Origin of the sequence: Xaviernesmea oryzae (genome assembly GCF_900109605.1) — a bacterium.
GTDB classification, from domain to species: Bacteria; Pseudomonadota; Alphaproteobacteria; order Rhizobiales; family Rhizobiaceae; genus Xaviernesmea; species Xaviernesmea oryzae.
Genome location: NZ_FOAM01000011.1, coordinates 1 through 21117, shown reverse-complemented (window position 1 = coordinate 21117; position 21117 = coordinate 1). Strand labels below are relative to the sequence as shown.

Genomic DNA, 21117 nt, shown 5'->3' with positions numbered 1-21117 from the left:
GGCTTGTCCCTCCGATGCAAAGGCGTCTCATAAAAGCGAAGTTGAGCGCGGGCTTTTATGGGATGATGGGAACTGGCCGAAATGCCGCAAGCATAAGCTCTCCCTTTATTGTCTTTGCTCTCAAGCAGGCGGAAGATCTGGTGCTGATCAGGCCGATCAGCGCTCGTTTCATGCATGCAAAGGAAATTCGCCACTATGAAAAAGGCTGACCTCAAAACACTTCCTGACCTGGCGTCCGATGAGGAAGCCGACGTCTTCGTCGAGACGGCCGACCTGTCGGACTACGACCTTTCGGGCTTCAAGCCGGTACGATTCGAATTCGAGCGCAAGTCTGCGCAGCTCAATATGAGGCTGCCGGGAGCCTTGCTGTCGGAGGTCAAGCGCAAGGCAGCAGAACGGAATATTCCGTATACGCGGCTGATCCGCGAAATATTGGAGGAAGGTCTTCGTCGCGAAAAAGCCTGAGGCCTTGATCGCCATCATCTGGCTGCGGGAACCTTGGCGCCGCCGCCGCGTTTGACCGCCATCGTGGATCAGATCGTCTCATCATCCCCCGCCCGGAAGACCCAAGCGAACAGTCTTGCTGAAAAGCAGGCCGATGCCGAACTTTTGCAGGAAGTCCAGAGCGAGCTCGTCTACCTCTCGACGCTGGAAGGCGGCATTACCCGACGCGAAGGCAAGCGCGGTTTTCTTTATTACGACGCGCAGGGGAATCGGGTGAAAGACCCGGCCGAGATCGAGCGCATCGCCGCTCTCGCTATTCCGCCTGCTTATTCCGATGTGCTGATTTCGCCTGTTCCGAACAGCCATCTCCAGGCGATCGGCATCGATGCGCGCGGACGCAAGCAATATCGCTACCATCCGGACTGGCATGCCGAGCGTGGCAAAGCCAAATTCGCGCTCCTTCCGGCATTTGCCGCAAGCTTGCCGAAAATCCGTGTCCAGGTCGACGAGGACCTGAACCGCCGAAAGCCAGGTTTTGAAAAGGCGCTCGCGACGGTCGTCTGGCTTCTGGACAATCTCTTCATCCGCGTCGGCAATGCGCATTACGCGGAGGAGAACGGCTCCTTCGGCGCAACGACTCTGCGAAACCGGCATGTCACCGTCAACGGCTCGAAGGTGCAGTTTCACTTCAAGGGAAAATCCGGCAAGGAGTGGAAGCTCAGCCATGGCGACCGCCGGATTGTGCGCGCCATCAGGACGCTGCAGGAACTTCCCGGTCAGCAACTGTTCCAATATCTGGATGAAGACGGCAAACGCCACGGCGTCGGCTCCGCCGACGTGAACGCCTATATCAAAGACATTGCCGGCGCCAATTTCTCGTCCCGTCAGTTCCGCACCTGGGGCGCGACGCGCCTTGCGGCCAGCGCCTTCGCCGATCTGGCGCCCGCCACCAGCCAGCGTGAACGCAAGCAACAGGTCAATGCGGTGATCGACCAGGTTGCCGCAAAGCTCGTTAACACACGCGCGGTCTGCCGAGCGTCCTATATTCACCCGCGCATTTTCGAGGATTTCGAAGCCGGCCGGTTGGTTGATCTCAAGCGCATGCGACCCAGCAAGAGCCGGATGCTGACCGAGTGGATGAGCGATGACGAAATCCGCGTTTTGCGCTGGCTGAAGCGCCCGGGCGAAACGGCGAGCCTGTCGGACGGCTGATCGTTCATCAGCCTCAATGGCTCACGCCGCCTCGCTCACGCGATCGCCGGCAGCAATCGCATGGAAGGCATCGCGCACGTGGCCGGCCAGCGCCGTCACCGGCGGCGTTGCGCCGTCGATAACGCGCATGCCAATGAGATTGTCGCCGAGCGGCGGCAGGCCATCCGCCTCGCCCAAAGCAACCAGATCGCCTGAAACCAGATAGCGCGGGAGCGGCGCCACCGCGAGATCGGCGCGCAAAGCCGCCTTCTGGCCGCTGGTGTAAGCGCTGAGCAGGGCAATCCGGTAATCCCGCCCGCTCTTTTCCAGGGCCGAGACCGCACTGCTGCGCCAGGAGCAGCCCTCATCCCACATGGAAACAGGCAAGGGTGCACGCAAATGCGCACTGCCGCAGCGCGCGCCTGCCCAGACCAGTGTTTCCCGAAGCAAAATCTCGCCGTCCTCCGCGCCGTCGCAGCCGCAATTGTAAATGGCGATGTCGATGCGATGTTCATCGACCATCTTGCGCAGGGTCGCGCTGTTGGCGATGCGAACATCGACCATGATGTTCGGATAGCACTGAGCGAAGGCCTTGAGAACATTCGGCAAGACCCATTCGCTGATGTCATCAACCACACCGAGCCGAACGCTGCCGTTAAGATCCGGCAGGAGAAAACGCGCGACAGCCTCGTTGTTCAACGCCAGCAGGCGGCGCGCATAGCCGAGCAGCACCTCGCCCCGCGTGGTCAAGGAAACGGACCGCGCATCGCGCAGGAAGAGCGGACCGTTCAGCATCTCCTCCAACTTCTTGATCTGCATGGACACCGCCGAAGGCGTGCGGTGAACCCGCTCGGCCGCATTGGTGAAATTGCCTGTCTCCGCAATGGCGACGAAGGTCTTGAGCACATCAAGCTCAAGAAGCGGCAGCGTATGCCGAAAGACCATGTTCATCGCCCACATCCTTCAATTTAAATGAATCATAAGGCCACATCATTTCGTTTGATTGAAGATCATTTTCCCGCGACAGTCAATCAGAACGATGAATTGCGGAGGAACGGTTATGAGAAAATCTTCACAGCCGGAGGATTGGGTATGGACGCAAGGCGCGCTGAAAGACAGCCGAGCGGTACGCGTTCAAGTTGCACAGCTCCACATACCGACGTTCATCATCCGGCTCATTCAAGCCTATCGCCATCGTGTTGAGCGCCAGCGTCTGAGAGATCAGCTGGCTCGTCTGACACCCGCCTTGCGTGCCGATCTCGGCGTGAACCGCGCAGGCGAACATCACGATCTCTGATCATAGCTATAAAACTTATTCGTTTGATTGATGCATGAGGTTGCGGCATCCTTCTCTCATGGTCGCGACCTTTTGAGACATCTTCATCAAAAGGAACCAGAACAATGGCACTGCTCAGCTTGGGGCCTTCAGTCCCGTCTTCACCCTCTTTCGCTCAGGTGCTTCAGCGCCGAGTTCGCGCTGCTTTTTCCGCCTGGCGGGCGGAGCGGGAAGCACGGTCGTTCGAGGCCTTGCCATATGATCTTCTCAAGGACATCGGCTTTCGGGCCGGACAGGACGAGCGGCGCGATTGACGGGTCGTCTTCATGGGCCATCATAAACCGCATAGTGATCTGACAACGATGTAAACGGCGCAGCTTGGTGGATAGGCAAAGGGCGCCGTTTTCGCATGGGGCCAATCAGACCACTCTCGCATTGCAGCACATATCCTTTTCCGACATCGCGATGCACAAGAGGCCGATGTCGCAAATGAAAAAGAACCTTGTTCACGAGCTTTACGTAGCTTACCGAGTGCCTGCCACCATCTGGGGGCCTCATTGCCGAAGAGCGCAGAATTGGTGCTTTTCTCGGCGCCTATGCAAGGCATCTGCATAAGCATCAGGCATATGTGATCATGTCGCAAAAAATAAAGGCTATGACGTCGCACAGCTCCGTGCGAATGTCGTAAAAGAGCCGCCCGCGACGAGAGGCGAGCGCAAGGAATAGGGCAGCCAGTGAAAACCTTGGTGTGGCCTGAGGTCTGAGGAGACAGGGCAAAGGTTTTTGAGGCGCCTTGAAACCACCGTTCAGGATGGATCACGCCGATGACAAAGCCCCTTACGCCGAAGCGGTCTCTCGTCTTCTTCCTCGTGCCGAACTTTTCCATGCTGCCCTTCGCGGCCGCCATCGAGGCGCTGCGCATTGCCAACCGCATGCTGGGCTATCAGGCCTATAGCTGGCGCCTGGCCTCCGTCGATGGCCAGAAGGTCATTTCCTCCTCTGGCATTGCCATGGAAGTCGACAGCGCCCTGGCAGACGAGCGCAAGGCACTCGGCGGCGCCACCCGTCCATCGATGGTGCTCGTCTGTTCCGGCATCTATGTCGAAGATTTCCAGAACAAGTCGGTCAATGCCTGGCTGCGCGAGGCGCATAATCGTGGCGTGGCGATCGGCAGTCTCTGTACGGGCGCCCATATCCTGGCATCCGCTGGGCTGCTCAATGGCAAGCGCTGTGCCATCCATTGGGAAAACCTGCCCGGCTTCTCCGAAGCCTTCCCGCAAGCCGATGTCTATGCCGATCTCTATGAGATCGATAGCAATATCTACACCTGCGCCGGTGGCACTGCCTCGCTCGACATGATGCTGAACCTGATCGACGAGGATTTCGGGGAGAACCTGGTGAACCGCGTCTGCGAGCAGGCATTGACCGACCGGGTGCGCGGCTCTCATGACCGGCAGCGCCTGCCGCTTCGCGCCCGTCTCGGCGTGCAGAACGCAAAAGTGCTGCAGATTATCGAACTGATGGAAGCTAATTTGGCCGAACCGCTGTCGCTGATCGATATTGCCGATAGCGCCGGCCTGTCCCGCCGCCAGATCGAGCGGCTGTTCCGCCAGGAAATGGGCCGCTCGCCGGCCCGCTACTATCTCGAAATCCGGCTCGACCGCGCGCGCCACCTTCTGGTGCAGTCCGCTATGCCGGTGGTCGAGGTGGCGGTCGCCTGCGGCTTCGTCTCCGCGTCGCATTTCTCCAAGTGTTATCGCGAACTGTACAACCGCTCGCCCCAGCAGGAGCGTGCGGATCGCAAGCTGACGCTGCAGCCGGCGCGCTGAGCCGGACCGATCACACCAAAAAGGGCGCATGGTCCCGACCAAGGCGCCCTTTTCGATGTGTGGGAGGCCTGTCTCAGGCTGCGTCGGGCTTGGCGAGCAATCGCTCGCTCAGTGTGCGCACCTTCATCAGCGTGTCGATGTTCTGGTTGACGCGGCAGTAGAACTCTTCGTTGATAAAGGGGCGAACCACGAAATCATTGCCGCCGGCTTTGAGAAAGCGCGCCGAAAGCAAGCGATTTGTCGAAGACGACACGCCAATGATGCGCAGTTGGTGCGGACCGTAATGGGTGCGAATACGCCGCGTCAGCTCGAAACCATCGATATCGGGCATGTTATAGTCGGTGATGACAAGCTCGATATCGGGATGCTCCGCTAGCAGGCGCAGAGCAGCCTGTCCGCTATCGGCAGCACTGACCCGGAAATTGTAGCGCTTGAGCTGGGTGGTCAGCATCGCCCGCGCCGTCGGGCTGTCATCGACGATCAGCACATGATGCCGGTGATTGGTAAGGAAGCGGCAGACCGACTCCGCGAGCATGTCCACCGCGAACACGCTGTCCTTGATGACGTAATCGACCAATTCCTTCGCCAGAATCGAGTCGCGGGTCGATTCGTGGAAGGTGCCGGTAAAGACGATGGTCGGCACGCTCATCTCGACGAGGTAGTTGAGGGCTTCGCCATTCTCGGCGCCAGGCAGGTTGATGTTCGAGATAGCCAACGTCGCGGGGAAGGATGCGTTCTCGATCGCGAAGGTCAGCTCCTCGTAGTCACGACACACGATCACGTCGATATCGAGCAATTCTTTCAACCGCTTCGACACCATCGAAGCGAAGAGATTGGAGTCTTCCGCAAGCACAATACGGTGCTGCTGCAAGGATTCACCGGAATAATACATTCCGGAAACGCCGAAGAATGACATGGAGTGCTCGCGAAAAGTTGTCCTCAAGCACGAAGCTAGAACAGAAGAATTTCGCTGCGGTTAAGAAAAACTGAGGTGATAGCGGAGCTGTGGGCATTTCCAAGACAAGCCCGCCAGCACCTGTCGAGAGGGTTAAGAAAGCCATTCAGGCGCAGGCAATCCATGCGGATTGCCCTGCGCCTGACATTGTCGATCAAAGGGTTCCTGCTTGGTCCGTCAGGCGCGCAGCGCCGCATTCTGCGGATCGAATGGGCTCTCCTCGACCACGGTCGCATCGTAGAGCGTCCCCAGGATCTTGATCTTCACCTTCGTGCCGATTTCGGCATAGCCCGGCTGTAGCATGGCGAGCGCCAAGGACTTGCCGATGCGCCAGCCATAGGCGCCATTGGTTGCGCGACCGATCAGCACGCCGGCCTCGTTATAGATCGCCTCGGAGCCCCGTGCGTCGACATCCGTCGTGCCTTCGACGATGAGCGTGGCGAAGTTCCATTTCAGGCCCTTCTCCTTGCCGGCAAGCAGGCCTTGCTTTCCAAGGAACTCCTTCTCCGGCTTGATGAAGCGGTCGAGCGCGGATTCATAGGCATTGTACTCGATCGACATTTCACGCGGGATCAGGCGATAGGATTTCTCGACCGACATGGCGAGCATGGCGCGGATGCCGAAAGGCTTGATGCCGAATTCCGCACCGGCCTGCATCAACTGGTCGAAGATGTAGTTCTGCATTTCGATCGGATGGTGCAGCTCCCAGCCGAGCTCGCCGACGAAGTTGACGCGCAGGGCATGGGCGCTCGCCACGCCGACCGAGATCTCCTTGCCCGATAGCCAGGGGAAATTCTTGTTGTCGAGCGAGGTGCGGGTGAGCTTCTGCAGGACATCGCGCGAGCGCGGGCCGGCGAGCACGAGCACGCCCATGCGCTGGGTGATGGCACTGAGCCGCACCGAGCCATCAGACGGCGCGAGCTTGCGCAGATAATCATGGTCATGCGCCTCGTAAGCCCCGGCCGAGACGAGATAGAAGCGGTTCGGCGCCCATTCATAGACGGTGAACTCGGCCCGCACACCGCCATGCACGGTCAGGAGATGGCAGAGCGCGATGCGTCCCCGCTTCTTCGGGATCGCATTGGCGAAGATCGATTCCAGCCAGGCGCGCGCGCCCGGACCGGACACTTCCATCTTGGCGAAGGCGGACATGTCGAGCACGCCGACCTTCTCATGGACGTTCTTCACCTCATTGCCGACATGCTCGAAATAGTTGGAGCGGCGGAACGACCACTTCTCGACAATGCGGCCGTCTTCGAGCGGCGGCGCATAATTATGGTTGGTGAGGACATCGACGCCGACACCCAGTTCGCTTTCGTCAAGGCTATAACCCTCCGGGGCAAACCAGTTGGGGCGCTCCCAGCCATAGACGGAACCGAAGACGGCGCCCATCGACTTCAGCCGGTCATAGACGGGCGTGGTCTTCAGCGGGCGAGCGGCGGCGCGCTCCTCGTCGGGGTAATGCATGGTGAAGACGTTGGCATAGGCTTCCTCATTCTTGGCGATGAGATAGCCTTCCGTGGCATAGGGGCCGAAGCGGCGGGGATCGACACCCATCATATCCAGCGTCGGCTCGCCATCGACGATCCATTCGGCCAGCTGCCAGCCGGCGCCGCCGGCGGCGGTGATGCCGAACGAATGGCCTTCGTTGAGCCAGAAGCCTTTCAGCCCCGGCGCTGGGCCGACGATCGGGTTGCCATCAGGCGTGTAAGCGATAGCGCCGTTATAGACCTTCTTGATACCGACCTGGCCAAAGGCGGGCACACGCACCATGGCCGTTTCGATATGCGGCATCAGCCGCTCCAGCTCTTCCTGGAACAGCTCGTATTCGCTCTCATCCGAGGGGCCGTCGACATAGCAGACCGGCGCGCCGTGCTCGTAGGGCCCGAGCAGCAGGCCGCCATTTTCCTCACGCATGTACCAAGCGCTGTCGGACTCACGAAGGACCCCCATTTCCGGCAGGCCCTTGGCCTTACGCTCGAGAATGGCAGGATGCGGTTCCGTGACGATATATTGATGCTCGACGGGGATGACCGGCACGTTGATGCCAACCATCTCGCCGGTCTTGCGGGCAAAGGAACCGGTACAGGAGATGACGTGCTCGGCAACGATCTCGCCCTTGTCGGTCGTCACCTTCCAGCGGCCATCCTCCAGCTGCTCGATGCCGGTGACGCTGGTGTTGCGATAGATGGTGGCGCCCCGGTCGCGCGCGCCCTTGGCCAGCGCCTGGGTGAGGTCGGCCGGCTGGATATAGCCGTCGTCGGGATGCTGGATCGCGCCCAGCAGCCCCTCGGTCTCGCAGAGCGGCCAGATCTCCTTGACCTCTTCAGGCGTCAGGATATTGACCTTGATGCCGATCGTCTCGGCGATCCCGGCATAATACATATATTCGTCCCAGCGATCCTTCGTCCGCGCCAGGCGGATGTTGGAGACCTTCGAGAAACCGACATTCATGCCGGTCTCTTCCTGAAGCTCCTCATAGAAGCGAACCGAATATTTGTGGATCTGGCCGACCGAGTAGCTCATGTTGAACAGCGGCAGAAGGCCGGCCGCGTGCCAGGTCGATCCCGAGGTCAGCTCCTTGCGCTCGATCAGAACCGAGTCCGTCCAGCCCTTCCGGGCCAGGTGGTAGAGCGTGGACACACCGACCACGCCGCCGCCGATGACCACCGCGCGCGCCTGAGTTTTCATTGCCGTTCCCTTCGCGTTGCCGGCCTGCCGCATCCTGCGGCGCAAGCCCCCGATGCCGCCGACTATGCAATTCTTGGGGCATCCGGCCTATGCCGTTTGCGACATGGCGCGAAGTTGTCGCGACTGGCGCGCGCAGGCCGCTTCAAGGCCCGTCGCGCGAGGTCGGCGGCTCATCCTCTGCGTGCCTTGCGGCGGAGAGATCGAGGTCGCCTTCGTCATGCGGTCCCCGGCCCTTTTCCAGGAGCGCTGTCAGCAGCCGCGCCGTGTCGGGACTGATTTTGACCGGCACTTCGGGCGCGGCCGGCCCGCCAATGGCGACACCATCCTTGCGAAAGGCCTCGAGCGCGGCGATGCGCACTTCGGTGCGAACCGACAAGCCATTGAGAATATCCGGCAGATAGACCCGCACTTCGAATTCCAGCTTGTCGGGACTGAAATCCTTGAAATAGATCAGCGGCTCCGGATTGCGCAGGATATTGGGCACATCGGCCACGGCCTCGCGCAGAACGGCGATCACATGGCGCGGATCGTTGCTGCCATGGACGGAAATCGGGACATCGACGCGGCCGAGCTTGTTGCGATGGGTCCAGTTGCCGACCGAGGCGTTGATGAACAGCGAGTTCGGCACCATGATCGTCTGGCGCTGGAAGGTCTCGATTTCAGTGGCGCGCACAGAGATGCGCTTGACGAAGCCTTCGGTCGTTCCCGAAATCACCCAGTCTCCGACCTTGAACGGACGCTCGACCAGGAGAATCAGGCCGGAGACGAAATTCGAGACGATGTTCTGCAGACCGAAACCGACACCGAGAGACAGAGCGCCGGCCACCAGGGCGAGGCTCGAAAGATTGAGCCCGGCGGCTGAAATGCCGATCAGCCCGGCCAAGCCCATGCCGAGATAGCCGACGCCTGTCTTGACGGAGTTTCGCACGCCCAGATCGACGCGGCTGCGCGCCAGCACGCTCGAATCCAGCCAACGCTGGAACCAGCGGGTGAAAAGGAAGCCGATGACGAACAGCAGGATGCCGCCGAAAATGCCGACCAGCGAGATCGAGATCGAGCCGATCTGGATATTGGTCAGCACCTGGTAAAGCCCGGCCTCCAGATCCGCGATCTTGAAACCCCAGAGCAAAAGGATCAGCGGAATGAAGATGAAGAAGACCAGGACATAGATCGACAGGCCGACGGCGAGGCCGGTCTGGTCCAACGTCACCTGCTCGAATTTGAAGCGGCGCTGCAGGTAGCGGCCGAAGACGGTCTTCGCCAAGCCGTCCTGCTTTGCGATCGCCTTGCCGGTGAGAATGCCGATATACATCGTCACCAGGATCGCGCCGGTGATGACGATCTGGCTGGCGATGAAGCGGGCCAGGCCGACATAGCCGCCGAGCGCGCAGAGAATCAACCCGGCCCCGGCGCCTATGAGCAAAAAGCGGATGGGCTTCGGCCAGGGCCGGCCGGGCACGTCGGTCGCGCCATGGCGTTCGGCATCCGGCGGCAGCATCGGGCGGATCATCGCCATCCACAGAAGGATGACGCCGATGATGATCGACGCGACGAAGCTCTTGATCACGGTGAGCACGATCGGCGAGCGCAGCGTGATGCTGATCGTGCCGAGGAGATAATCCAGGAGATTGACGACCGCCATGATGACGATCAGCGTCACCAGCCGGTTTGCCCCGCGATCGGACACGCGCACCAGCCGGAAGGCACCATGGCCCGGCGCCAGCACGGCGTGCGAGATCATCCAGAGGAAGACGAGCGCGGCGCCGCCGAACAGCACATTGGCAACGACGGGCGCGATGTCGGGACGCAGCACCTTGAAGGTCTGGAGGAAGAAATAGCTGCTCGCCGCGAAGGTCAGCGAGGCCACGGTCGGCACCATGGTGGACCAGAAGGCGATCGACAGCTTGGTGATATAGCTGGGCTCGATCTCGCGCCGCCCGCGCCCGATGAGGGGTGAGAAGAGCCGCCGCGTCAGGGTCAGAAGCACCAGTGCTGAAATCATCGACAGAACGATGGCCGACAGCAGCGCCACGCGCTTGTAGCTGACGACGAAGATCAGCCAGGACGAGACATTCTGATAAAAGGCATAGGCCTCGCCGAAGATGGCGCTGCTGCCTTCCGTGAAAACATCGAGATTGATTTCCGTATAGCGCAGCAGCGTGCCCGAGAACAAATTGCGGCGTGTTTCGGTAATCTGGCCGGACAGCTGGTTTGCCCTTCCGGAGAGATCATCGGCGGCGCTGGCCACGGCATTGATCTCGTTGCGTTCGGCCACCAGCCGCTTGCGCTCGTCGCTGACCACGGCAGGCTCCGTGCTCCCTGCGGCCGGCGCATCGCCAAGCTCGCCGAGACGGGCCTTGATCTGGTCGAGACGGGGCCTGAGCCCCCCGGAAATATCGCTGATCTGGCGCGCCACGTCATCGACCGAGGCCTTCACCTCTGCCAGGCGGTTGTCGTCGTCACGGGCGCGATCTGCCTGTTCCGTCAGCTTCGCGAGCGAGCGGCGCGCGGCTTCCAGAGCGATGCCGGCCTGACTGGAGGGGGTCGAGTCGTCCGAAGCGGCGGCTTGTGCATACCCGGCCTGCGGCGGCGCCGTCGAGGGAGGTTGAGCGGGCGCTGACGTGCCGGCCGCGCCCTGCCCGCTTGCTGCGGCAGGCGGCGGCGTCGTGGACGGCGTGGCCGTTTGGGCCCAAGGCGTGCCCAGGCCGGCAAACAGGAGGGAAATCAGCAGAAGGAAGCGAGAGATCATCGGGCGAGCAGATTTCATACAGTCGGGAAAAACGATTCGGCTGCAAGGCGCCGCGAAACTGCGGTCTCGGCAGACCGACACGGCGGATTTGCGGCAAGCATGTTAAAAGATGCGCTGAAGCATGGAGAAAACATTCTAAAGAGGTGTTTCGAGACTGTGCGTGAAAAACCATTCCTCCAAAGCGGCTGAGAACGCTTAGCCGTTTCGCGGCCAGTGGGGATGACGGAATGTTCTGCGTTACAGTATTCCACCCAATCTGTAGAGTAGGCATAACAAAAGGTGGAGACCCCGATGCGACGCTTGCGACTTTCCCGATATGTCACCCTTGCCCTGCTGGCCACGAGCATCCAGTTCGGCGGGCTGGGCTTCGCTTACGCCGACCAGACGCTGCTGAACGTCTCCTATGATCCGACGCGCGAGCTCTACAAGGATTTCAACACGGCCTTCGCCGCCAAATGGAAGGCCGACAATGGCGAGACGGTGACGATCAAGACCTCGCATGGTGGATCCGGCAAGCAGGCGCGCTCCGTCATCGACGGGCTCGACGCCGATGTCGTGACGCTTGCGCTGGAAGCCGATATCGATGCCATCGCCAAGGAAACGGGGAAGATCCCGGCCGATTGGAAGGGCCGCCTCGAAAACAACAGCGCGCCTTACACCTCCACCATCGTCTTCCTGGTGCGCAAGGGCAATCCCAAGGGCATCAAGGACTGGAACGACCTGGTGCGCGACGATATCCAGGTGATCACGCCCAATCCGAAGACATCGGGCGGCGCCCGCTGGAACTTCCTCGCAGCCTGGGCCTATGGGCGCGCCGCCAACAATGGCGATGACGCCAAGGCGCTCGACTATGTCACCAAACTCTTCAAGCATGTGCCGGTTCTCGATACCGGCGCGCGCGGCGCCACCACCACCTTCGTCCAGCGCGGCCTGGGCGATGTGCTGCTTGCCTGGGAAAACGAGGCCTATCTCTCGCTGGAAGAACTCGGCCCCGACAGTTTCGACATCGTCACTCCGTCGATTTCCATCAAGGCCGAGCCGCCAGTGGCTCTGGTCGATGGCAATGTCGACGCCAAGGGCACGCGCAAGGTGGCCGAAGCCTATCTGAAGTATCTCTATTCGGACGAAGGGCAGAAGATCGCCGCCAAACATTATTACCGGCCCTTCCGGCCTGATGCGGCCGATCCCAAGGACGTCAAGCGTTTCACTAACGTCAAGCTCGTGACCATTGCCGACTTCGGCGGATGGAAGGATGCACAGCCGAAATTCTTCGGCGACGGCGGCGTCTTCGATCAGCTCTACAAGCCGGGGCAATAAGACGAGATGGCACTAACCTCTGATCGAGGCTGGCAATTTCGGCAGCCGAGCGTCATCCCGGGTTTCGGGCTGGCGCTCGGCGTCACGCTGTCATGGCTTACCCTTATCGTCCTCATTCCGCTGTCCGGTCTTGCCTGGCGCTCCAGTTCGCTGGGCTGGCAGACCTTCTGGTCATTGGCGGCCGATCCGCGCACCGTTCATGCGCTGTGGATCTCCTTCGGCTGCGCCTTCCTGGCAGCGCTGGTCAATGTCGTCTTCGGCGTCCTGCTCGCCTGGGTGCTGGTTCGTTATCGCTTTCCCGGCCGGCGGATCATCGACGCCATGGTCGACCTGCCTTTTGCCCTGCCAACGGCGGTGGCCGGCATCGCACTCACCACGCTCTATGCCCCCAATGGCTGGATCGGTGCGCATCTGGCGCCGCTGGGCATCAAGATCGCCTTCACGCCCTGGGGCATCGTCATGGCGCTGATCTTTGTTGGCCTGCCTTTTGTCGTGCGCACGGTGCAGCCGATTATGGAGGAGATCGACCGCGAAGTGGAAGAGGCCGCAGCCACGCTCGGCGCCAACCGCTTCCAGACCGTCAGCCGCATCCTGCTGCCCGGCCTGCTGCCGGCGGTGCTGACCGGGTTTGCCCTGGCGCTTGCCCGCGGTGTCGGAGAATATGGATCGGTGATCTTCATCGCCGGCAATCTGCCTTATGTGTCCGAGATTGCGCCGCTTCTGATCGTCATCCGGCTGGAAGAATTCAACTATCCGGCCGCCACTGCCATTGCGGCCCTGATGTTGATGATCTCCTTCGCCATGCTGCTCGTCATCAATCTGATCCAGGCCTGGAGCCGGAGGAGGTACGGCTATGGCGCTTGACGCAAGTCTTTCTGCCGCCGACGCGCCGGCATCCTCGAACGTTCGGGCTGCGACGACCGAAAGCCGCGCGGCACGCGTGGTGATCATCGGCCTGTCGCTCCTCTTCGTGGCGCTCTTCCTTGTCGCGCCGCTGGTCGTCGTGTTTACCGAAGCGTTTCGCAACGGCACGGAGGAATTTCTCTCCGCCCTGTCGGACCCGGACACCTTCTCGGCCATCCAGCTGACGCTGCTGGTCGCCGGCATTTCGGTGCCGCTCAATCTCGTCTTCGGCATCGCCGCGTCCTGGGCGATCGCCAAATTCGAGTTCAAGGGCAAGGCCTTCCTGACAACCTTGATCGACCTGCCCTTCTCCGTCTCGCCTGTTGTCTCCGGCCTGATCTTCGTGCTGCTCTTCTCAAGCCACAGTCTTCTCGGCCCCTGGCTGCAGAGCCATGGGATCAAAATCCTGTTTGCCGTTCCCGGCATCGTGCTCGCTACCGTGTTCGTCACCTTTCCCTTCGTGGCCCGCGAGCTCATTCCGCTGATGCAGGAACAGGGCACGAGCGACGAAGAGGCGGCGCTGTCGCTCGGGGCCTCAGGCTGGCAGACCTTTTGGTACGTCACCCTGCCCAACATCCGTTGGGGGCTGCTCTATGGCGTGCTGCTCTGCAACGCCCGCGCCATGGGCGAGTTCGGGGCCGTTTCCGTTGTGTCGGGTCATATTCGCGGGGTCACCAACACCATGCCGCTGCAGGTGGAAATCCTCTACAATGAATATTCTTTTGTCGCGGCCTTTGCCGTGGCGGCCTTGCTGGCCCTGCTCGCGCTAGTCACGCTCGTCATCAAGTCGCTTCTGGAGCTACGCTACAGCGCCCAGATCGCCGCCAGCCGCCGGCATTGAACGATATTTGCCCCGCGCCGCCCTGACCCGATAAAGATCGGGCGGGCGGCGCCTTGACGTCTTCCTCGGTCCAGCGGAAAACCAGCCTGCCGCAAGGATCGCTTCAACAGGTTCGATCGAAATTCATGGACGTTCGCGTAAAAGACATCCGCAAGGAATTCAGCCATCTGCCGGCGCTGGAAAACCTGTCGCTCAACATCCGTTCGGGTGAACTGATCGCCCTGCTCGGTCCTTCGGGCTCCGGCAAGACCACGCTGCTGCGGTTGATCGCAGGGCTGGAGAGCCCCACGCGCGGTACGATCTATTTCGGTGAGGACGATGCGTCCTCCAAGACCGTGCAGGAACGCAATATCGGCTTCGTCTTCCAGCATTATGCGCTGTTTCGCCATATGACCGTGCTGGACAATGTCGCCTTCGGCCTGACGATCCGCCCGGCCGCCCGCCGGCCCGCCAAGGCGGAGATACGCCGCCGCGCGCTCGATCTGCTCGATCTCGTCCAGCTCTCGGGGCTGGAGAAGCGCTATCCGGCCCAGCTGTCCGGCGGCCAGCGCCAGCGCGTGGCGCTCGCCCGCGCCATGGCGGTGGAGCCGAACGTGCTGCTGCTCGACGAGCCCTTCGGCGCGCTGGACGCGCAGGTGCGCAAGGAGCTGCGCCGCTGGCTACGCGAAATCCATGACCGCACCGGCCATACCACGGTCTTCGTCACCCATGACCAGGACGAAGCGCTGGAGCTGGCCGATCGCGTGGTGGTGATGAGCAAGGGCCGGATCGAGCAGGTGGGCACGCCCGACGAGATCTATGACGAGCCGAATTCGCCCTTCGTCTATGGCTTCATCGGCCAGTCCAACTGTCTGCCGATCCGCGTCGAGGCGGGCCAGATCTGGCTCGAAGATCGGCTGATCGGCCTGTCGGCTCCCGGCGAGGCCGATGGCCCGGCCAAGCTCTTCTTCCGTCCGCATGATATCGAGCTGGTGGATGGCTGCGGCGGATGCCTCGCCGGAATCGTCGTTCAGAGCCGGCGCGTGGCTGGCACCCGCCATGTCGAGGTCGAGCTCGGGGCCGCGCGCACCCGTGTCGAAATCGAGCTGCCACCGCAACGCGCAGCCAGTGACGGCAATCGCATCGCCTTCCGCCCGACACGCTTCAAGCTGTTCCGGGATTGAGGACCGTCAGAAGACGGTGAGACAGAGCCTCGACAACCGCAGGGGCATCACGCCGTTTCGCCGCCCGACACGGGAAGATGCACCAGCGGCAGAGGCGCTTGATCCTTCACGGTCTGGATTGCGAAATTGCTGCGGATGTCCCTGACGCCGGGCATGCGCAGCAGTGTGCCGACCAGGAATTGCTCATAAGCCGGAAGGTCGAGGACGACGACCTGGAGCAGAAAATCCGCCTCGCCAGAGACAAGATGGCATGAGACCACCTCCGGCATGGCGCGAATCTGGTCACTGAGAAGCGCCGCCGGTTCCTCGTGATGGCGCTCCACCTTCACGCTGACGAAAACGGTTAGCCCGAGCCCCACCTCCTTGCGATCAAGCTGCGCATGATAGCCTCTGATCACGCCAGCGCTTTCGAGCAAGCGAACGCGGCGCAGGCAGGGCGACGGCGACAAACCGATCCGATCGGCCAGATCGACATTGGTCAACCGCCCGTCTTCCTGCAGTGCCGCGAGAATCCGGCGATCCAAACCATCCAGCCGCATCGGCATCTCCATCCAAAAAACCGGCAACGAGTGGCAGATCCTGCCAATTATCGCTTCTAGCAGAAGCATCTTCGCAAGGACATGCCCAGGCGAACCATCCTACGCTGCTACAGGCAAGCGGGAGGTTTATATGAAGGATCCGGAATTGTTCTTGGCCGCCTTGGCGATGGTCTATGTCACGCCTGGGGCAGATATGGTGCTGCTGCTTCAAACCAGCGCACGCGAGGGGCGGCGCGCAGCCATCGCCACGGCGATCGGCCTGGCATTGGCCCGCGCCGGCCATGTCTGCCTCGCGGCCTGTGGCCTGGCTGCCTTACTCAAGACATCAGCCGTCGCCTTTGACACCCTCCGCTTCGCCGGCGCGCTCTATCTCATTTGGCTAGGCCTGCGCATGGTCCGCACATCCGCGTTGACACATGCCGAACCGACGCATGCGGAGGGCGCGAGCCGCACCACTGATGTTGCCTCCGCAGTCTCCCGAGGCTTCTTCACCAATATCATGAACCCGAAGGCGCTTTTCTTCTGCTCGATTTTGCTGCCGCAGTTCATCGTGTCCACTGCCCATGGCCTTGCCGGACAATTCTTCCTGCTCGGCGCCATCCTGGTCGGCATGGGCCTTTGCTTCGATATGATCTATGCACATGCCGGCCTGAGATTGGGAGGGTGGCTGGAGAGGCACCCCCTGACGCAGCGGCTGCAGAGCGGCATGTTTTCGATCCTGCTGATCGGCTTCGGTCTGAAGCTGGCCTTTATCTCCCGGCTGTCCTGACACCGCAGCCGAGATCGACGTTCATCAGCTCGGACGGATCTTCTTTGCAACACACGATGAGGAAATGCGGCACGAGCTGTCCTCGGGCAAGGAGAGACTTTTGTGCTCAGCTTCAGGATTGTCTTATAGCAGGATCCGGCGATCTCGATGCGGGACGGATGCCGCGTACCGATGCGTTGCCGGCTGGCCATGTTGGTATCCGGCGCCTCCCGCCATCGCGGCCCTGCCGCCTATGTCCTGGTATACACCTTTGGGAGACCGCCTGCCCCATGCAGCACAGACCCGAGATCGACGGATTGCGCACCCTCGCCGTGCTGCCCGTGCTGCTGTTCCATGCAGGGCTGCCCGGCTTTTCCGGCGGCTATGTCGGGGTCGATCTCTTCTTCGTCATCTCGGGTTACCTGATCACCGGCATCATCCTCTCGTCGGAGCGGGGGCACGGCTTCTCCCTGTTGGCCTTTTACGAGCGGCGTGTCCGGCGGATCATGCCGGCACTCTTCCTGGTCATTCTCGCCTGTCTGCCGTTTGCCTGGATCACCATGCTGCCGGAGCAGATGGCGAGTTTCGGCAAGAGCCTGATGGCCGTCTGTCTCTTCGTCTCCAATATCCTCTTCACCCTTCAGACTGGCTATTTCGCCTCCGATGCCGAGCTTCAGCCCCTGCTACACACCTGGAGCCTGGCGGTCGAGGAGCAATTCTATGTTTTCTTCCCGCTGATCATGATGGCAACGCGGCGGCTGCCGGCGCGGACCCGCATGGCTATTCTCATATTGGTCGCGGCCGTCAGTCTGGCCCTGGCGCAATGGACCGTGGGCCGTGCGCCGTCCGAGGCCTTCTACCTGCCGCACACGCGCGCCTGGGAACTCCTGACCGGCGCGCTGGCGGCGTTCTGGATGTCCGAGCGAAATCAGAAGGGTCATGACGGGGCGGCGATGCTGGGTCTTGCCGCCATTGCGGTGAGTGTCGTCGCTTATGATGCGAGCACGCCCGTTCCCTCGCTTTATGCGCTTCTGCCGGTGCTGGGCGCTCTGGCGATCATTCTCTTTGCCCAACCGGGCACGCGGGTTGCCCGGCTGCTGTCCTATAAGGCAATGACCGGCATCGGCCTGATCAGCTACAGCCTCTATCTCTGGCACCAGCCGCTCTTCGCCTTTGCACGCATCCAGAGCCCGACAGAACCTTCGCTTGGGCGGATGCTGCTGCTGACGCTGCTTGCCTTCGTGCTGGCCTATCTCAGCTGGCGATGTGTAGAGCAGCCTTTCCGCAGCCGCGCGCGGCCCACGCGCCGGTCGGGTGTCACGGCGCTTGGCGTGACGGCGGCAAGCGGCGCGCTGGTGATCGGCATCGGGCTCGTTGCACAGAGCGGCGAAGGTCTCGCTTTTCGTGTCCCAGCCGCCGCGCGCGAAGCGGCAGCCGCTGCCGGCAAGACAGATCCGGTGATGGGCACATGCCTGTTCGACAAAGGAGAAGCGGCCCTTCCCCACCCGGTCAAGGCATGCCTGACACCTGGAACAGCGGCGAGCCCAACCATCCTGATTGGCGATTCCCACGCAGGCGCCATGGCCGGCGAAGCCTTGCGCGGCTTTTCGGCCGCGGGCGAGCCACTTTATGTCATGGCCCATTCGGCCTGTGTCGGTTTTTCGGGTTTTGCGGTGTCGGATCCGAAATATCATCTGCGCTGCAACCGGTTCTTCACCGGCATCGAAGACTACATCGCGCGCAGCGGCATCGAGACGGTGATCATGCTGAGCCGCTGGTCGCTTTATGTCGATGGCAGCCCCTTCGACAACGGCGAAGGCGGCATCGAGCATCGCCGACCGACCTATGTCGACCTCTTTGATCGCCGGGATTCGATGGGGGCCCAGGATGATCCAGAACGGCGCGCGCGCGTGCTCAAGGCCTATCTCGACGATATCCGCGCCTATCTCGACCGTGGCCTGAACGTCGTCCTGATCTATCCCGTACCGGAAGCCGGCTGGAACGTGCCGGATACGGTTGCGCGCATGATCATGAATGGAGACCCGCTTCCGCTGATCACGACCAGCTATGCCCGCTATGTCGAGCGCAACAAGGCGGTGATCGATGCCTTCGATACCCTGCAGCACCCCCGGCTGCGCAAGGTGAAAGCGGCAGACGCCTTCTGTCATCAGCCGCTTGCAGACCGGTGCCTGAATGCCGACGGCGCAGGCTCGATGCTCTACTTCGACGACAATCACATCTCCGACCAAGGCGCTGCAAGGCTGGTGCCGGAGGTAATCGAGGCTGTGAAGGCGCTTAGAAGCCAGCCCTCGACTCCGCCGGAGGCAGGCACGCAACCCACGCCACAGACCGCCGTAGCGACCCCCTGATGTCGCACGACCACATGGAATGAGCCTCAGCTTGCGCGGGAAGACGCGATGCATCAATGCATCGCACGGCCAGTCGCAACGAAGCAGTCACGGCAGTTCTGCCTACTTCGTCTCCTCGGCGGCTTTTTCCGGCGTCGTCGTCAGCGGGGTTGGCGGCTGGGTGTCCTTTGCCTTGCCTCCGCTGTCAAAGCGCTGGATCACGAGAATGCTGAGGATCGCGGCGACGACAAAGCCGAGAAGAGCGATCATCATTGTGCGAGCGGGCATGTCACCTCCCTGACAGCACCCTCTTCAAGAACCGCTGAGAATGCTGTCGCAAGTTCAATAATTGCGGAGACCCGCTTGTAGGCGGCGTGAAGGGGGATTTCGCTGGAAACGGAATTGGCCGACGACATCCCCATCTCGGCCTGATGTTCTCATCGATATGGCGCGCCGAGCCATGCTTTCAAGCACGCCGCGCCCATCGAGCCAGAGTCCTTCAGGCTCTCGCAAACCTCGAAACCATGCGCTGAAACGAAAAAGAGCCTGTCGCGGGAGGAGGTGCGACAGGCTCTTGATTCTGGCCGACAGACGGGAGGAGGAGGTCTGTAGGCCTTGGGCCGACGATCCTTGGGAGGAGGAGATGGATCATCGACAAGACGAAACTGCGCGGGAGGAGGTGCGCTGCTTCGATAAGTATGACTATAACAGAAATTCTCGCATCGGCGACATCCAATGCTGCATTGCAGCTATGCGCTACGCGCATACCACATTTCCGCCACAATCCAAAACTGCATGGCTGCCTGGAAACTGGTCTAAAGAGAGACTCTGGTCACACATGGCCGGCATCTTTACCCGGCGCATGATCCAGATGACCGCCTGTCTTGTCAGCCTCAGTGCGAGGCGATTTGCGGTCAGCGCGGACCATTTCAGAGCGCGACCGCGCTGTCAACTGCGGCACACGTTTCCTCCCCCCTTCAAGCCGGCACACCACCCATCGGTTCTGCCCGCAGTGCACTTGGAAACATCCGCAGCGACGCCCGGAAAGCGCGGGGAACAAGCAGTTCGTCACGGCGTTGTCGATGCAGATCCCGCAGAGAACCGCTGATTGCGGCTCATCAAGCGGGACGGGATGCCGGCAATGAACCGGCCGGAACAGTTGGCGCTCGAGACGAGGCTGATGGGACGCAGAATGAGCATGCGGAGCAACGAAATGACGGAACTGAAGGGCGTTCGGGGCAAAACCATACGGGGCGAAATCTGCACGCTGGAGCAATTTCAGGCGCGCTATGGGCTGGCTGTCGATGAGGCGCGCCGGCTTTACGAACGTTTCGGCCCCTCCGCTACGGAGCTTGACCTGTTGATGGCGGCCAAACGCCGCCAGCCGGTAGCCTGAGAACAGGCAGCGATTGCGAATGGCGGTGCGTTGAACAATTCGCCGGCCCGCGATGTTGTCGACGTTGCTGCAGGGTCCGACACGTCGCTTATGCGCACGAACCATCAATTTGTAGCGCGCGATCCAATCCTGCGCAGCTCCAGGGCTTCGCATAGCACGACATGATGTCGCGTGATGGAAGGAGATACAGCATGGATCAGGAAGTGAAGATCTTCGGGCTTGCAGGACTTCTTGCAACCCTCGCTATCGCGCTGGTTGCCTATCTGTCCTATGCACCGCGCGTCAATCACCAGGAAGCCTCACCGCTTCTGTATCAACTGGCGGAGCGGCAGGCAAACCGGACCGGAATGTCCGAGACGGAGCTGCGCTAGCGGGTCGAAGCCGACTAGCTGTGGAGCCTCAAGAGGTTGTCCCCGGTGAGACCGAGGCGACTGATAGGTGTTTGCGCTTTTAGGCTGCCATGTGGCCTGTGCCAATTGTACATGTGGTTCCACACGGGCAGATGCATTTTTCGATGCTCGGATGAGGGATAGGCGCGAGCATAAGCCCATTCCTTCAAGGCTGTCTGGATGAAGCGTTCGGCTTTGCCGTTGGTCTTGGGCGTGTAGGGTCTGGTTCGGATATGCTTGAGCCCGAGCGCCTTGCAGGCCTTTGCAAAGTCCTTGGCTTTGTAGCACGCGCCATTGTCGGTCATGACGCGCGTGACGGTGACGCCGAGGCTTGCATA

At 61.3% G+C, this 21117-nt stretch carries 20 protein-coding genes; 13 read left to right on the top strand and 7 right to left on the bottom strand.

The annotated features are described in order from the left end of the window. Positions 1 to 14: 14 nt before the first annotated feature. From BMX61_RS24705 to BMX61_RS14545, 3 genes are all read left to right on the top strand, one after another. Positions 15 to 209, top strand: coding sequence for a BrnT family toxin (locus BMX61_RS24705; RefSeq protein WP_075626543.1), 195 nt, complete (start codon positions 15 to 17; stop codon positions 207 to 209). Beyond that, positions 196 to 465: a BrnA antitoxin family protein gene (locus BMX61_RS14550; RefSeq protein ID WP_075626544.1), complete on the top strand. Its 270-nt coding sequence runs from the start codon at positions 196 to 198 to the stop codon at positions 463 to 465. Before BMX61_RS24705 ends, BMX61_RS14550 begins: the two co-directional genes overlap by 14 nt. A 63-nt stretch (positions 466 to 528) precedes the next feature. Continuing rightward, positions 529 to 1656: a DNA topoisomerase IB gene (locus BMX61_RS14545; RefSeq protein WP_407703773.1), complete on the top strand. Its 1128-nt coding sequence runs from the start codon at positions 529 to 531 to the stop codon at positions 1654 to 1656. A gap of 21 nt (positions 1657 to 1677) precedes the next feature. On the opposite strand, the gene BMX61_RS14540 is transcribed toward BMX61_RS14545, so the two are convergent. Continuing rightward, positions 1678 to 2586, bottom strand: coding sequence for a LysR family transcriptional regulator (locus tag BMX61_RS14540; RefSeq protein WP_075626545.1), 909 nt, complete (start codon positions 2584 to 2586; stop codon positions 1678 to 1680). A 52-nt stretch (positions 2587 to 2638) separates the two neighbouring features. Here BMX61_RS14540 and BMX61_RS24315 point away from each other — a divergent pair, with 52 nt between their 5' ends. Further along, positions 2639 to 2932: a DUF1127 domain-containing protein gene (locus BMX61_RS24315; RefSeq protein ID WP_139198936.1), complete on the top strand. Its 294-nt coding sequence runs from the start codon at positions 2639 to 2641 to the stop codon at positions 2930 to 2932. An 803-nt stretch (positions 2933 to 3735) separates the two neighbouring features. Then, positions 3736 to 4740 (top strand): GlxA family transcriptional regulator, encoded by a 1005-nt coding sequence (locus BMX61_RS14525; protein ID WP_075626548.1) that lies wholly within the window; start codon positions 3736 to 3738, stop codon positions 4738 to 4740. A gap of 73 nt (positions 4741 to 4813) precedes the next feature. Here the strand turns inward: BMX61_RS14525 and BMX61_RS14520 are convergent, their stop codons facing one another. From BMX61_RS14520 to BMX61_RS14510, 3 genes are all read right to left on the bottom strand, one after another. Beyond that, entirely contained in the window at positions 4814 to 5656 is an 843-nt protein-coding gene (locus BMX61_RS14520) for a response regulator (protein WP_075626549.1), read from the bottom strand. A 216-nt stretch (positions 5657 to 5872) separates the two neighbouring features. Beyond that, positions 5873 to 8386 carry a GcvT family protein gene (locus BMX61_RS14515; protein ID WP_075626550.1) on the bottom strand — a complete coding sequence of 838 codons (2514 nt, stop codon included), beginning with the start codon at positions 8384 to 8386 and terminating at the stop codon, positions 5873 to 5875. A 142-nt stretch (positions 8387 to 8528) separates the two neighbouring features. Then, on the bottom strand, positions 8529 to 11135 hold the full coding sequence (locus tag BMX61_RS14510; protein WP_075626551.1) for a mechanosensitive ion channel family protein: 2607 nt from the start codon (positions 11133 to 11135) through the stop codon (positions 8529 to 8531). A 291-nt stretch (positions 11136 to 11426) separates the two neighbouring features. Here BMX61_RS14510 and BMX61_RS14505 point away from each other — a divergent pair, with 291 nt between their 5' ends. The 4 genes from BMX61_RS14505 to BMX61_RS14490 all read left to right on the top strand — a co-directional run bounded on the left by BMX61_RS14505 (position 11427) and on the right by BMX61_RS14490 (position 15359). Then, the gene (locus tag BMX61_RS14505; protein WP_075626552.1) at positions 11427 to 12452 is read left to right on the top strand and encodes a sulfate ABC transporter substrate-binding protein; all 1026 of its coding nucleotides are present in this window, start codon (positions 11427 to 11429) and stop codon (positions 12450 to 12452) included. Between the two features lie 6 nt (positions 12453 to 12458). After that, positions 12459 to 13316, top strand: a complete 858-nt coding sequence (gene cysT, locus BMX61_RS14500) for a sulfate ABC transporter permease subunit CysT (protein ID WP_075626553.1) — start codon at positions 12459 to 12461, stop codon at positions 13314 to 13316. Continuing rightward, complete coding sequence (cysW, locus tag BMX61_RS14495; RefSeq protein WP_075626554.1) at positions 13306 to 14196, top strand: sulfate ABC transporter permease subunit CysW; 891 nt, start codon at positions 13306 to 13308, stop codon at positions 14194 to 14196. The genes cysT and cysW overlap by 11 nt, the downstream gene beginning before the upstream one ends. A 125-nt stretch (positions 14197 to 14321) precedes the next feature. Beyond that, complete coding sequence (locus BMX61_RS14490) at positions 14322 to 15359, top strand: sulfate/molybdate ABC transporter ATP-binding protein (RefSeq protein WP_075626555.1); 1038 nt, start codon at positions 14322 to 14324, stop codon at positions 15357 to 15359. Between the two features lie 47 nt (positions 15360 to 15406). Here BMX61_RS14490 and BMX61_RS14485 read toward each other — a convergent pair whose 3' ends face one another. Continuing rightward, the gene (locus BMX61_RS14485; protein WP_075626587.1) at positions 15407 to 15904 is read right to left on the bottom strand and encodes an Lrp/AsnC family transcriptional regulator; all 498 of its coding nucleotides are present in this window, start codon (positions 15902 to 15904) and stop codon (positions 15407 to 15409) included. Between BMX61_RS14485 and BMX61_RS14480 the strand changes: the two genes are divergently transcribed. Both BMX61_RS14480 and BMX61_RS14475 read left to right on the top strand, forming a co-directional pair. Beyond that, positions 15834 to 16667 (top strand): LysE family translocator, encoded by an 834-nt coding sequence (locus tag BMX61_RS14480; protein ID WP_234794695.1) that lies wholly within the window; start codon positions 15834 to 15836, stop codon positions 16665 to 16667. The two genes, BMX61_RS14485 and BMX61_RS14480, sit on opposite strands and share 71 nt — an antisense overlap. 269 nt (positions 16668 to 16936) lie before the next feature. After that, complete coding sequence (locus BMX61_RS14475) at positions 16937 to 19015, top strand: acyltransferase family protein (protein WP_075626557.1); 2079 nt, start codon at positions 16937 to 16939, stop codon at positions 19013 to 19015. A gap of 102 nt (positions 19016 to 19117) precedes the next feature. Here BMX61_RS14475 and BMX61_RS24700 read toward each other — a convergent pair whose 3' ends face one another. Further along, a complete protein-coding gene (locus tag BMX61_RS24700) occupies positions 19118 to 19282 on the bottom strand; it encodes a hypothetical protein (protein WP_170854950.1) in 165 nt (54 codons plus the stop codon). 925 nt (positions 19283 to 20207) lie between these two features. Between BMX61_RS24700 and BMX61_RS14470 the strand changes: the two genes are divergently transcribed. Together BMX61_RS14470 and BMX61_RS14465 are read left to right on the top strand one after the other, a co-directional pair. Beyond that, entirely contained in the window at positions 20208 to 20390 is a 183-nt protein-coding gene (locus BMX61_RS14470) for a hypothetical protein (protein WP_075626588.1), read from the top strand. A gap of 191 nt (positions 20391 to 20581) precedes the next feature. Further along, the gene (locus BMX61_RS14465; RefSeq protein ID WP_075626558.1) at positions 20582 to 20761 is read left to right on the top strand and encodes a hypothetical protein; all 180 of its coding nucleotides are present in this window, start codon (positions 20582 to 20584) and stop codon (positions 20759 to 20761) included. Between the two features lie 14 nt (positions 20762 to 20775). Here BMX61_RS14465 and BMX61_RS14460 read toward each other — a convergent pair. Then, positions 20776 to 21117 (bottom strand): integrase core domain-containing protein (locus BMX61_RS14460; RefSeq protein WP_139198934.1); only part of this gene is annotated, 342 nt, incomplete at its 5' end.

Bases quoted from the DNA above. Each gene is read 5' to 3' on its own strand.
- BMX61_RS24705 (WP_075626543.1), top strand. From the start codon at position 15: ATGCAAAGGCGTCTCATAAAAGCGAAGTTGAGCGCGGGCTTTTATGGG.
- BMX61_RS14550 (WP_075626544.1), top strand. From the start codon at position 196: ATGAAAAAGGCTGACCTCAAAACACTTCCTGACCTGGCGTCCGATGAG.
- BMX61_RS14540 (WP_075626545.1), bottom strand. From the start codon at position 2,586: ATGAACATGGTCTTTCGGCATACGCTGCCGCTTCTTGAGCTTGATGTG.
- BMX61_RS14525 (WP_075626548.1), top strand. From the start codon at position 3,736: ATGACAAAGCCCCTTACGCCGAAGCGGTCTCTCGTCTTCTTCCTCGTG.
- BMX61_RS14520 (WP_075626549.1), bottom strand. From the start codon at position 5,656: ATGTCATTCTTCGGCGTTTCCGGAATGTATTATTCCGGTGAATCCTTG.
- BMX61_RS14515 (WP_075626550.1), bottom strand. From the start codon at position 8,386: ATGAAAACTCAGGCGCGCGCGGTGGTCATCGGCGGCGGCGTGGTCGGT.
- BMX61_RS14510 (WP_075626551.1), bottom strand. From the start codon at position 11,135: ATGATCTCTCGCTTCCTTCTGCTGATTTCCCTCCTGTTTGCCGGCCTG.
- BMX61_RS14505 (WP_075626552.1), top strand. From the start codon at position 11,427: ATGCGACGCTTGCGACTTTCCCGATATGTCACCCTTGCCCTGCTGGCC.
- cysT (WP_075626553.1), top strand. From the start codon at position 12,459: ATGGCACTAACCTCTGATCGAGGCTGGCAATTTCGGCAGCCGAGCGTC.
- cysW (WP_075626554.1), top strand. From the start codon at position 13,306: ATGGCGCTTGACGCAAGTCTTTCTGCCGCCGACGCGCCGGCATCCTCG.
- BMX61_RS14490 (WP_075626555.1), top strand. From the start codon at position 14,322: ATGGACGTTCGCGTAAAAGACATCCGCAAGGAATTCAGCCATCTGCCG.
- BMX61_RS14485 (WP_075626587.1), bottom strand. From the start codon at position 15,904: ATGCCGATGCGGCTGGATGGTTTGGATCGCCGGATTCTCGCGGCACTG.
- BMX61_RS14475 (WP_075626557.1), top strand. From the start codon at position 16,937: ATGCAGCACAGACCCGAGATCGACGGATTGCGCACCCTCGCCGTGCTG.
- BMX61_RS24700 (WP_170854950.1), bottom strand. From the start codon at position 19,282: ATGCCCGCTCGCACAATGATGATCGCTCTTCTCGGCTTTGTCGTCGCC.
- BMX61_RS14470 (WP_075626588.1), top strand. From the start codon at position 20,208: ATGACGGAACTGAAGGGCGTTCGGGGCAAAACCATACGGGGCGAAATC.
- BMX61_RS14465 (WP_075626558.1), top strand. From the start codon at position 20,582: ATGGATCAGGAAGTGAAGATCTTCGGGCTTGCAGGACTTCTTGCAACC.